This is a genomic window from Xylanibacter sp., from assembly GCF_057607445.1.
This window is the reverse complement of sequence record NZ_DBLZAX010000006.1, coordinates 102,110-114,810: the sequence shown is the minus strand read 5'-3', so window position 1 is coordinate 114,810 and position 12,701 is coordinate 102,110. Positions and strand designations below refer to the sequence as shown.

Genomic DNA, 12,701 nt, shown 5'->3' with positions numbered 1-12,701 from the left:
TCTTTCCGTTTTAGGCAGCCGGCACGTGTCAGTTCTCAGGCAGGCTTATTATGGCTCCGTTGAAGTTCTCCTTCACTCCCACTACTGTCTCGGCCTGTTCCACCATCTGGTTAAGCTCCTTGTTGGGCTTCACCAATGCCGCCATGCTCAGGAAAGTTCTGTAGTAAGCCTTCTCCATGTCGTGTTTGCCCACAAGTCCGTATGCCTGCGCAGTGTTGAATATCGTGGCCATGCTGTTGCGGTTGAGTTTAAGCGCCTCACGCCATGCGTATATTGCCGACCAGTATTTGCCCTGCTTGTAGTAGCCTTCGCCCAATGCGCGCTTTACTACAAACAGCACCGTATGGTCTGGCTCCATCAGTTCGATTGATTTTTCCAGATAGTCAATGCCCTCGGCTAAGCTGTCCATGTCGACACACACGATGCCGAGGCGGTAAAGGCATCCCGCATTTTGCATCTTGCTTTTTTCGGCTGCCTTGGTGAGCCATCTGCGTGCCATAGGGTTTTTGCCCGTCTGCATGTAGGCCATGCCGAGCGAGTAGACCGTGTTGTAGGTAGAGTCGCCCAGTTCGAGCAGCCTGTTGTACGCATTTATAGCCTTGCCGTAGTCGCGCATCAGGAAGTTTGCGTCGGCATATTCGCGCATCACGGGCAGACACGTTGAGTCTGTCTGCATATACTTTGCCGTAATGTCATAAGCCTTCTGTGGCGACGATATGTTGTCGTCGCTGTTGTATATGTGTGCCATGTATGCCGTCACGATGCCGTCCATAGGGCATCTGCTCAGCAATCTGTTGCCCCATTCTATCTGTTTTGCCGTGTTGTCCATGTATCTGTAGCAGTCAAACAGCCGGCGCATCGTCTCCACATTCAGACTGTCGGCGCCTTTCTTTGCCATACCTTCGAGTATTGCCGCGCATTTGCGGTATTCGCCGCGCATAAACAGGCAGTGCGCCATCTTGTCCTTTATAGCGTCTGAGCTGTCTGTCTGCAGCGCCTCGCCGTAATATCTCATGGCGTTGAACGTGTCGTTTATTTTCATGCAACTGTCGCCCAGCGCTTCTGTTGTGTTATTGTCGGCTCTGGCTGAGGCTGCCGTCAGGGCCATTAGCAATAGTATAAGACTGATGATTTTCATGGCAATAAAGTTTTTATTTTAGCGATATATTCTTTTCTTTATGCAGAAGGCAAATTTCTGTTCATGTTATGCAAATATAGCGAAAATATAAGAATGTAGTACAGAATACATCATTTTTAACTAAGTTATTTAGTTTATATTCATGGTCTTCATTGTTTGCCGTGTATTTTTCTTTGTCATGATATGCAGTTAAGCTTATTCTTGTAGCACTCAGCATGATAATTTTTTTCATGGCATTATGTCTGCATACTGATACTTTCTGTTAAGGCTGTGATGCAAATACAACTCATTGTAGAAAAGTCGTGGCAAACATATTTTCTAATCATGGAAGCGAAACTTTTATAGTACGGCAATAAATCAGAATACTTTTAAAAATGTGCTGCTCATACGTTGTCTGCATTAAAAATCTGTCAATGTTGACAGATTTTTAATGCAGTATTAGTGCAGACAAGTAAAAAAACTCTATATTTGCATTACTCGGCAGTAAGAAGTATTATGTACAATCGGTCTTTTCGATTTCTTGCTCAAAGAGAACAGTTTAGATATGTAAAATAGTAAGGAAATGGAATATTACAACGGCAAAACTCATAAGCATATCATTCTTTTTCCTCGTACAGCAATATCAAAAACATCAAGAATTTGCCATGCGTTATTTACTGTATATATGGTAAAAACTTATGACAAAAATATTTTTCAATCTAGAGAATGAAAGGTAAACGTATGTTAAGGAAACAATAATTGGAATATTATTTCATTAACATACATTTACAGATGAACCGACAAATGCCACTAAAATCAGCCATTTCTGGGCCTGAAACCATAAGTTTGAGCCTCAGAAATGACACCTTTTCATCCGTAACTGGGCCACTTTTTATGCGTAACTGGGCCGGTTATGTTTTTTAACACTTCCGCTTTTTACTATTATTTGCTGCAACTCCTTGTCAATCAGCGTCTTAACAAAACACTCCGTTTTTTGCCCTTTTCTGCTCCAAACCGCGGTATGGCGAAGAGCATGCGTGTTCTGAGAGCGTCAAACGGTCGGGAAAACATGAAGAAAGTTTACAAATTAGCTGCGCTATATTCATAAGATTTAATCTGAAAAACAGTTATAGTTTATTGCTTCATTAATAATATAATTGTTTATAACGCGGCTCGTAAGAAACATAGTTTTTATTTGTCGTTGCTCCCGCTTTTCACCATCTTTAAATAAGATAGTATTCGGCTCGGCAAAGCCAAGTTAAAAAACATAGTTTTTTATTTGTCATTGCTCTCGCTTTTCGCTATCTTTGTACATTAACTTAACTTGCAACTGATTTAATTGAAGATGAAACATATATTAGGACTAGACCTCGGCACCAACAGTATAGGCTGGGCTTTGGTGAAAGAGAGAGAAAACGAGAATGAACAATCCTCTATAACGAGGCTTGGAGTAAGAGAAATCTATCTTACTGCAGATGAACAGAGTAATTTTGAGAAAGGTAAGTCGATTACAACAAATGCCGACCGTACCCTTAAGCGTAGTATGCGTCGAAACTTGCAGCGGTATAAGCTTCGTCGTAACAGTCTCATAAGTCTGCTGAAAGACTATGGTTTTATAACGGCTGAAACTCTGTTGAACGAAAATGGTAACAGGACAACATTTGAAACTTATCGTCTTAGAGCCAAAGCTGTTACAGAAGAGATTTCGCTTGAAGAACTTGCGCGTGTCTTGCTTATGATAAACAAGAAGCGTGGCTATAAAAGCAGCCGTAAGGCAAAATCTAATGATGAAAGCGGACAGCTGATTGACGGTATGGAAGTTGCGAAAAAACTTTATGATGATAATCTTACTCCAGGGCAGTATGTTGTATCGCTTTTACGAAAGGGCAAGAATAATATACCTGATTTTTACCGTTCTGACCTTGTTGCTGAATTTGACAAGATATGGAACTTTCAGCGACAGTTTTATCCGGATGTGCTGACAGACAGTCTAAAAGAGGAACTGAAGGGTAAAGGCGACAAGGAGACTTGGGCTATCTGTTCAAAACCATTTGCCATAGAAGGCATAAAGCGCAATATCAAGGGATGGGAGCAGAAAAAAGAAGATTATGCATGGCGTGCTGAAAGCCTGCAACATAAAATAGACCTTGAAAGACTTGCAATAGTCTTGCAGAAAGTTAATGGACAGATAAAAAATTCGAGCGGATATCTCGGAGCTATAAGCGACCGCAGCAAAGAGTTGTTTTTTAATAAGCTTACTGTCGGGCAATATCAGATGGCCGAGCTTGATAAGAATCCTAATTTCAGTCTTAAAAATCAAGTGTTTTACCGTCAAGACTATCTTGATGAATTTGAACGTATCTGGGAGACTCAGTCTAAGTTTCATAAAGAGCTGACTCCTGAATTAAAACATCTTATACGCGACATTATCATTTTTTACCAGCGTCCGCTTAAATCCCAAAAGGGACTCATAAGCCTGTGTGAACTTGAAAACCGTGAGATTGAAATTGAAAGGGACGGCAAAAAGACTAAAAAGACAATAGGTCCGCGCGTATGCCCTAAGTCATCACCGATGTATCAGGAGTTCAGGATATGGCAGGCTATAAACAATCTTCAGGTGTCGGGCATGGTTGTTGCAGACAACCAAGTTGACCTGTTTGGCGAAACAGTCGGCAAAAAGTTTGGCAAACGCTTTCTCGAACAGGAAGAGAAAGAGATTCTATTCAAGGAACTCAACTTCAAAAGCAAATTGACGAAGAAAGAAATTCTTAAATTGCTCTTTGAAAACTACAAGGAACTTGACCTTAACTATAATGAGGTGAAGGGCAACACTACGATGGCTGCTTTGTTGGAGGCATGCAGCAAAATCATTGAAATGAGCGGGCACGGCGAGTATGATTTTTCTAAGATATCGGCTGATGAAGTAGAAAGTATAGTGTTCCCAATATTCAACGGACTTGGTTTCAATACAGACATATTCTCGTTTGACTCATCTGTTGAGGGCAAGGCTTTCGACAAGCAGCCGTCTTACATGTTTTGGCATTTGCTCTATTCATATGAGGGCGACAAGTCAAAGACTGGCAACGAAAGTCTCATAAGCAAAATATCCGAATGTTATGGATTTGACAAAGAGTATGCCGCCGTTATTGCCGGCATAAGACTCGAGCCTGATTACGGCAATCTTAGCGTAAGGGCAATGCACAAGATACTGCCTTACATGAAAGACGGCCTCGGATATAGCGACGCTTGCCAATACGCCGGTTACCGTCATTCAAAAAGGTCGTTGACAAAAGAAGAGATCGAAGCTAGACCGTTGAAAGACAAGATAGACCTTCTGCCACGCAACAGTCTGCGTAATCCTGTAGTTGAGAAAATCCTAAATCAGATGATTAACGTAGTGAATGCTGTTGTGGATGCTTACGGAAGACCCGACGAGATACGTGTAGAAATGGCACGCGAGCTGAAGAAAACCAAGGCTCAGCGTGAGGAGACCGTAAAAACGATAAGAAAAACTACTGCTGAAAATGAGAAATACAAGAAAGAACTTGAAGAAGAGTTCGGACTGAAAAACGTAAGCCGCAACGACATTGTTAGATACAGACTTTATCTTGAACTGAAGGACAACGGATTTAAGACTCTTTATTCGAACACTTATATACCACGTGAAAAATTGTTCAGCAAGGAATTTGACATTGAACATATCATACCTCAGGCTAAGCTGTTTGATGATTCTTTCTCGAACAAGACTCTTGAGGCAAGAAGCGTGAACCTGGATAAAGCCGACTCTACAGCTTATGATTATGTGAAAGTTAAATATGGAGAAGATGGACTTGAAAAATATAAGGAAAAGATAAATCAGCTATGTGAGAAAAAGATTATAAGCAAGACAAAGCTGAAGAGGCTTCTTACAACGGAAAAAGACATTCCCGATGGGTTTATTAACCGCGACTTGAGCAACACTCAATACATTGCCCGCAAGGCTTGTGAGATTCTTGAAGAAATCACAAGAAGAGTAGTGCCTACAACAGGTTCTGTTACCTCCAGATTGCGTGAAGACTGGCAGCTTGTTGACATGATGAAGGAACTTAACTGGGATAAATACGACAAACTTGGACTAACAGAGATAATAGAAGACAAAGACGGAAGGCGCATCAGGCATATTAAAGACTGGACAAAGCGTAACGACCAGCGTCACCATGCAATGGACGCGCTGACCATTGCGTTCACAAAACCAGCTTTCATACAATATCTTAACAACTTAAATGCCCGAAGCGACAAGGGTGGCAGTATATACGCAATAGAACGAAAGGAACTTTATCGTGACAACAAGGGCAAGCTTAGGTTTTATCCGCCTATGCCGCTTGATGAATTCCGTACCGAGGCAAAGCGTCATCTTGAGAACATTCTTGTGTCTATAAAAGCGAAAAATAAGGTGGTTACACGTAATGTGAACATCACTAAGGCGAAAAAAGCAGAAAAAGGAAAGCGTAAGAGAATACAACTCACACCACGAGGACAACTACATAACGAAACCATATACGGACGCATAAGACAATATGCAACGAAAGAGGAGAAAGTGAACGCATCATTTACCGAAGACAAGATAATGACTGTTGCGTGCAAGCGTTATCGTGAAGCGCTTCTTGTGCGGCTGAGGCAGCATGACGGTGACGCCAAGAAAGCCTTTACAGGCAAAAACAGCCTTGCAAAGACTCCTTTATATACCGATAGTCTGCATACTGAAACCGTACCTGAAAAAGTGAAGACCGTAATGCTTGCGCCTCTTTACACAAAACGTGAAGCAGTATCACCTGACTTGAAAATAGAAAAGGTTATAGACATTGGCATAAAACGGCTGCTCCAAAAAAGGCTTGAACAATATGGAGGAGACATGCAAAAGGCATTTTCCAACCTCGACGAAAATCCGATATGGCTTGATGAAGAAAAAGGAATATCCATTAAGCGTGTAACTATAAGCAGCGTGTCTAATGCTGAAGCACTGCATGATAAAAGAGACAACCGTGGACAGCTTATACTTGACAAAGATGGTAAGAAGCAGCCTACAGACTTTGTTCAAACAAGCGGCAACCACCATGTGGCCATATTCCGCGATGCAGACGGTAATCTTCAGGAGCACATGGTTTCGTTTTATGAGGCAACGGCGAGGGCAATACAGCATCTGCCCATAATAGATAAGGAATATAACAAAGACTTGGGCTGGCAGTTCTTGTTCACGATGAAGCAGAACGAATATTTTGTATTCCCGAACGAAGAGACAGGATTCAATCCGAAAGAGATCGACTTACTTAATCCGAAAAACTATGCCTTAATAAGTCATAATTTGTTTAGAGTGCAGAAATTATCTTCTAAAGATTATGTTTTCAGGCATCATTTGGAAACAAAAGTTGAATATAATAAAGAATTATTCGGCGTTACATGGAAACGCATAAATACATTAAGCAAAATAAAAGATATAGTAAAGGTTAGAATAAATCAGGTTGGAAAGATAGAAGATTTAGGTGAATATTAATTATAAAAATAATTTATGATAAAGCGCACACTATGTTTCACCAGTCCGGCTTATCTCTCGTTACGCGACGCGCAGCTCGTAATAAAGCTGCCTGAGGTGGAGAAGAGCGGCCTGCCGGACAGCATGAAGAGAGACAGCACAAGAACCATACCGGTGGAAGACATCGGTGTGGTTGTGCTCGACAACCGGCAAATAACGCTTACGCACGGACTGCTCGAGGCGCTGCTCGAAAACAACTGTGCCGTTGTAACCTGCGACTCGCGCGGCATGCCCGTGGGGCTTATGCTTCCGCTTTGCGGCAACACGCTGCAGAGCGAGCGCTTCAGCCGGCAGATAGAAGCGTCGCTGCCGCTGAAAAAGCAGCTATGGCAGCAGACCGTCAAGGCCAAGATTGACAACCAGGCGGCAGTGCTCGACAATATTTCGGGGATAGAAACAGGATGCATGAAGCGGTGGTCGGCCGACGTGCGCAGCGGCGACCCCGACAATCTTGAGGGGCGTGCCGCTGCTTATTACTGGAAACATATATTCAGGGATGTTTCAGGGCTGTCGGGCTTCACCCGTGGCCGCGACGGCATGCCGCCTAACAATCTTCTCAACTATGGCTATGCCATCCTGAGAGCCGTTATGGCCCGCTCGCTTGTGTCTGCCGGCTTGCTGCCCACGCTCGGCATACATCATCATAACCGTTACAACGCCTATTGTCTGGCAGACGACATCATGGAGCCTTACCGCCCCTATGTTGACAGACTTGTGTATGACATGGCGGCAGGACACGACACTGAAGAATATTCTGAACTGACGAAGCCGCTAAAGATGAAGCTGCTCTCCATACCTACGCTTGACGTTGTGATTGGCGGCCGGCGCAGTCCGCTAATGATTGCCGCCACGCAGACGGCAGCGTCGCTCTGCAAATGTTTCAGCGGCGAACTGCGCCGCATTGCTTATCCCGAACTCTAATAAGAGTATGGCGGCTGGGCATTGACGAAATATGTTTCTAATAATCTATACTATGGACCGATTCAGCGAATACCGGGTTATGTGGATACTTGTATTTTTCGACCTTCCCACCGACACCAAGAAAGACAAAAAGGCTTACGCGCTTTTTCGTAAGAACTTGCGCCGCGACGGGTTCACCATGTTTCAGTTTTCTATCTATGTACGCCATTGCGCCAGCATGGAGAATGCCGCAGTTCACATAAAGCGTGTAAAGTCGTTCCTTCCTGAATTTGGCAATGTGGGCATCCTCTGCATAACCGACAAGCAGTTTGGCAATATAGAGATATTTTATGGGCACAAACCTGTAGAGCCGAATGCTCCGGGGCAGCAGCTTGAGTTGTTCTGAGACGGATGTTTTTTATAACCTCTTACAAATAAAAAATCCCGTCGTAAGGCGGGATTTTCGTTTTATGCAAACATCATTTTTTATTTTCTGATTTTCTTTGTATTTGTCTATGCATCAGATATTTACGTATATCGTGATGTTTGTTACTATGCAAAGATAAGAATTTTAAAGCAAATCACAACTTTTCGGCGTCAGCATTTCCATGTCATAACGATGTTTGTTACTATGCAAAGATAAGAATTTTAAAGCAAATCACAACACAAGCGGTTTCTCTGTAATACTTACAGAGATGTTTGTTACTATGCAAAGATAAGAATTTTAAAGCAAATCACAACGACAGGTGACTTGGATATTTCCGAAGTTGGGATGTTTGTTACTATGCAAAGATAAGAATTTTAAAGCAAATCACAACAGCTTCTGAGGAACTTACCCGCAAGCATATGATGTTTGTTACTATGCAAAGATAAGAATTTTAAAGCAAATCACAACGCAGGATTTCTAAATGCAGATGGTGGCATAGATGTTTGTTACTATGCAAAGATAAGAATTTTAAAGCAAATCACAACAATATCACACCGGTTGTTCAATACGAAATAGATGTTTGTTACTATGCAAAGATAAGAATTTTAAAGCAAATCACAACCTCTGTGCGATGGATATATTTTCGGTGACCGATGTTTGTTACTATGCAAAGATAAGAATTTTAAAGCAAATCACAACCAACCTTAAGAACTCTCAGGAAGCCTTAAAGATGTTTGTTACTATGCAAAGATAAGAATTTTAAAGCAAATCACAACATTGTTGCGAGTTGGCCGTATGCTTCTGTGGATGTTTGTTACTATGCAAAGATAAGAATTTTAAAGCAAATCACAACGGGCGGTCGTGCTATGATATTGATGAGCGGATGTTTGTTACTATGCAAAGATAAGAATTTTAAAGCAAATTATTGATTTAATGATTAATATTGTTTGCAATAAAAATATCCGCAGCACCTCAATGGGAGAGGGCTGCGGATAGTAAATTTTCAGATGTCCATGCGGCCGCCGTTGGCGTGGCGGCCCGCCGTATGTGTCTGTATGGGCTACATTAAGTCCATGTCCTGATAAGTGTCGCTGCCGAAGTGGTCCGTCGCGTTGTCGTCGTCGAAGCCGTCGCTGTCTGTCATGCCGTCGTCAGTCATGTCATGGCTGTCGCTGCTGTCGTCATACGGTTCGATGTCTTCATAGCTGTAAATGTCGTCGTCTTCGTCTGCCGGTGATATGTAGGGCAGGTCGAAGTCGGTGTCGAGCTCCTCGGGTATTTCGTATCCTCCGTCTACAAGACTTTCGTAGTAGTCGTCCACCTGGTCGTTGGCGTCGAGTATTTCGCCCATGGCGGGGTCGTCGGCACACATGTCCATGAAAGCCTCTTCCTCGTCGGGCGTCATATTTCCGTCGAGCCATGCCGAAAACATGTTCTCGTCAAGGGTAAAGTTGCCGTAGTCATCCATGTCGCATTTCCTCCGTTCTTAGTGTCTTTAAAAATTGTTCTTTAGCCATCTTGTGCTTGTTGTAGAAGGTGTTCATGTTCATTCCCATCATCATGGCCGTCTCCTCGTTGGTGTGTCCGCATAGATATCGCAGCCTTATCAGCCTGCTGTATCTTCTGTTGGGCATCAGCCTCAGTATGGTTTCGGCGTCGTCGGCCTGAAGAGATGAGATGTCTAACTCTATAGATGCGGGAATGGTGTCGATTCTTACACCCTGGCCGTCAAATTTTTCAGAAATTTGTTCTGTCGGCATTTTTGTCCTGCGCTCATATCTCTTGTAGCAGTAGAAGAGGCACACGGCCTTTAGCCATGTGAAGAGCGTGCTCTGGTATCTGAACCCTTCGAGCTTGCATTGTCCGCCGGCTTTGTCGGGAGTCATTATGTGGACGTATATTTCGCTTATAAACTCCATGCACGACGAGCAGTCTGTGTGGTAGTTGTCGTACACAGACTTGAAGAGCGGATAGCATTTACGGTAAAAGAAGTCCCTTGTGACCCGGGCGTCGCGTTGCAGCAGTGCCCGGACCACTTCACGGTCAGTGATATTCATGTCTGCTTATGTTGTTCTTACTTCTTGCCGCCGATGAGAGACTTCAGCGAGAACGGCTTTTTCTGATAGATCATCAGTTCGGCCTTCTCATCGTAGCATTTTACGGTGAGTACGCCCGAGCGTTCTCCGTCTGTCTTGTTGGGGTCGGCGGTAAGCGTCAGCTTGTTGCCGTTTTTGGTGACGTCGACCCATTCCGGGAAGGTGTAGGTCCAGTCGTCGTAGTTGCAGTTTACCGTCACCTCGTGGTTGTCGCTCTTCTTGCCTGACGACTTAAATTCTACCGACGACACCGACAGGCTGAGCCTTACGGGGGCTTTGGCCACCTCGGGCGGAACGGCAGAGTCGGCTTTCTCGAGCACGACGGTCTCTTTTTTCGTCACGGTCCTTGTCTTTCGCGTTATCAGCTTGATGTTGCTCCTGCATATTGCAATCTGGTTGTCGCACATGGCCTTCTTGGTGCTTGAGTCGTAGGCCTTCTTGGCTGCGCTGAACTTTGCAATGGCCTGTTTCTGCGAGCTTACGGTCTGCTTCAGCTGCAGCTTCTGTCCCTGTGCAAACAGGCGGTCGCCGGCGGTCTGTGCGTTGGCCTGAAGAGACAACACGGCAATGACAACGGTTAAAAGAAGTTTGGCAATAGTACTCATAGTTCAAAAAAAGATTATGGATTATAACTTAATGCGTCTGTAATGTTCTTAACTCTGGTGTGGAATTCTTTGGCTATATCCTGCATGTCGCTGGCCTCAAAGTCTTTAGCCTTGGCTTCCAGTTCGGCCTTTGCCTTCAGCAGGGCGTCCTTGGCCTTGTCGCGGTTGAGGCTTATGTTCTTGGTGTCAGGCTTGTTCTCTGTTATCTTTTTGGCAATGGCCAGTGCCTCCATGTATTTCTTGTAGGCGTCGATATAGTGGCGTTCGTATCCCTCGTCGTGCCTGTCGCCCGTGGCGAGGCTCTTGTCGGCCGTGAGAGTGAGGGTTTCGGTCTTGGTGCGCAGCGAGTCGTTGGTGGCTTTTATCTCGAGAGCTATCTGCTCCTGCTCCACCTTCTTGTTGTGATATGACACGCCTCCTATGGCTATTATGGCAACCGCTATGGCTGCGCAGGCGGCAGCTATGGTTATTCTTGTCGACTTCTTGAGCTGTCGCTTCTTGCCGTCGAGGTTTTCTATCGCCACGCGCATCTGTGCCGCTGTCTGATAGCGCACGTTCTGGTCTTTGTCGGTGGCGCATTCTATTATCTTGCGCATGCCGCGGTCTTTGATCTGTGCGAGTGGAATTTTCTTGTGCAGCTGTTTCTCGAGCACTACGTGCGACTGTCCTTCAAACGGCACATGGCCCACGATGCACTGATAGAGCAGTATGCCCATGGCGTATATGTCGGTGGTCTGGTTCTGGTGTTTCAGGTCGCCTATGGCAAGCTCTGGCGCGGCATATTCAGCCTTACCCATGAAGGTTCCGGCAGTTGTCAGTCCGCGGTCGTTGGTGGTGAGCTTGTTCACCTGCTTCGCTATACCGAAGTCGATCAGCTTGATGTGTCCGTCCTCGGTCAGCATGATGTTCGACGGGTCGATGTCGCGGTGTACGTATCCAGCGTCGTGCAGCGCTATGAGTCCTGAAAGCACGTTGAGCATTATGGTTTTTGCAAAGTGTACGGAGTCTGCCTGAAACTCTTTTAGCAGCTTCTTGGCAAACGGATTCTCGTGGCCGTCGGCGTCGGTGCACTTGCCCTCAAAGATGCTCGACAGCGGAATGCCGTTAAGCAGCTCGCTGACAACGTGGTAGTGCTTGCGTGTCATCGTGCCGTGCTTAGTCTCGGTTTCGATGAATCCGAGCATCTCTATCAGGTTGTCGTTGCGCAGGCGTATTGATGCCTCGCGCCGTGCCCTCTCGATGGCGTGTGGCGGCAGGTCTTCATAAAGAAACTTTATGGCGACGGGGCGCGATATGTTGGTCGCGATGTCTATGCAGACGCCCTTCATCACCTTGCCCATGCCTCCTTCGCCTATTGGCGGATTGGCGGTGTCAACCTCAAAACATATGTTTTTTCTTTTCTCTTCTTCTCCCTGTAGTCTTATTTTTGCCATTTTTTTATTGTTGTTTTTTCAGTTCTTTGCTTGTAAAGGTGTTGTGTGTTAATAAACAGGCAGGCCGTACTTGTTCTCCTCGTCACTGTCGGTGGCAAGAAGTATTATCAGCCATATTGTGCCTATGAGCGGTATCAGCGATATGAAATACCACCATCCGCTGTGGTTAGTGTCGTGCAGGCGCCTGACAAGCACCGATAAGTATGGCACGGTGAGCAGCAGGATGCATAATACTGAACAGATAGATAATGATATCGTGCAGCCGTCGTAGCCTCCCAGCAGATAGCCTATGACGGAGAATATGGTGAGCGAAACGATCTGCACAATAAAGATGAAAAGCCAGAACCACCAGAATTCTGACCTCGATGCGCGCCCGCTGAAGGTGGCATATTTGTTTATGCATGATCTGACTGAATCTGTGAATGTCATGACAATATGTGTTATAATAAAAAAGTGCCGGAACCGCTTTGACCGCTACCTGAGGCGCAGCATGCAACGTGTTGCTGCTGCAGCCAGGTGTACGGGCAAATCCGGTTCTGACACAACGTTGATGA

General features: G+C 44.9%; 9 protein-coding genes and 1 CRISPR repeat array. Of the genes, 3 read left to right on the top strand and 6 right to left on the bottom strand.

Features of this window, described 5'->3' with window-relative positions:
• Nucleotides 1-28: 28 nt before the first annotated feature.
• A complete protein-coding gene (locus ACZMIG_RS06605) occupies nt 29-1,138 on the bottom strand; it encodes a tetratricopeptide repeat protein (RefSeq protein WP_487889314.1) in 1,110 nt (369 codons plus the stop codon).
• A 1,324-nt stretch (nt 1,139-2,462) separates the two neighbouring features.
• On the opposite strand from ACZMIG_RS06605, the gene cas9 reads away from it, so the two are divergent.
• From cas9 to cas2, 3 genes are read left to right on the top strand one after another with little or no spacing between them, the layout of a single operon-like run.
• Nucleotides 2,463-6,647 (top strand): type II CRISPR RNA-guided endonuclease Cas9, encoded by a 4,185-nt coding sequence (gene cas9 / locus ACZMIG_RS06600; protein ID WP_303053257.1) that lies wholly within the window; start codon nt 2,463-2,465, stop codon nt 6,645-6,647.
• Between the two features lie 15 nt (nt 6,648-6,662).
• The gene (gene cas1, locus ACZMIG_RS06595; protein WP_487889313.1) at nt 6,663-7,607 is read left to right on the top strand and encodes a type II CRISPR-associated endonuclease Cas1; all 945 of its coding nucleotides are present in this window, start codon (nt 6,663-6,665) and stop codon (nt 7,605-7,607) included.
• 52 nt (nt 7,608-7,659) lie between these two features.
• On the top strand, nt 7,660-7,992 hold the full coding sequence (cas2, locus tag ACZMIG_RS06590) for a CRISPR-associated endonuclease Cas2 (protein WP_021855902.1): 333 nt from the start codon (nt 7,660-7,662) through the stop codon (nt 7,990-7,992).
• A gap of 135 nt (nt 7,993-8,127) precedes the next feature.
• Nucleotides 8,128-8,942: a CRISPR direct-repeat array (repeat unit 47 nt; unit sequence GATGTTTGTTACTATGCAAAGATAAGAATTTTAAAGCAAATCACAAC).
• Between the two features lie 131 nt (nt 8,943-9,073).
• On the opposite strand, the gene ACZMIG_RS06585 is transcribed toward cas2, so the two are convergent.
• The 5 genes from ACZMIG_RS06585 to ACZMIG_RS06565 are packed head-to-tail and all read right to left on the bottom strand — an operon-like array spanning nt 9,074 to nt 12,576.
• Complete coding sequence (locus ACZMIG_RS06585) at nt 9,074-9,481, bottom strand: hypothetical protein (RefSeq protein WP_287603676.1); 408 nt, start codon at nt 9,479-9,481, stop codon at nt 9,074-9,076.
• Complete coding sequence (locus ACZMIG_RS06580; protein WP_021854095.1) at nt 9,474-10,070, bottom strand: RNA polymerase sigma factor; 597 nt, start codon at nt 10,068-10,070, stop codon at nt 9,474-9,476. Before ACZMIG_RS06580 ends, ACZMIG_RS06585 begins: the two co-directional genes overlap by 8 nt.
• A gap of 17 nt (nt 10,071-10,087) precedes the next feature.
• Nucleotides 10,088-10,714, bottom strand: a complete 627-nt coding sequence (locus tag ACZMIG_RS06575; protein ID WP_487889312.1) for a BACON domain-containing protein — start codon at nt 10,712-10,714, stop codon at nt 10,088-10,090.
• Between the two features lie 14 nt (nt 10,715-10,728).
• A complete protein-coding gene (locus tag ACZMIG_RS06570; protein ID WP_021854093.1) occupies nt 10,729-12,147 on the bottom strand; it encodes a serine/threonine-protein kinase in 1,419 nt (472 codons plus the stop codon).
• 48 nt (nt 12,148-12,195) lie between these two features.
• Nucleotides 12,196-12,576, bottom strand: coding sequence for a DUF805 domain-containing protein (locus tag ACZMIG_RS06565; RefSeq protein ID WP_021854092.1), 381 nt, complete (start codon nt 12,574-12,576; stop codon nt 12,196-12,198).
• Between the last annotated feature and the right edge of the window lie 125 nt (nt 12,577-12,701).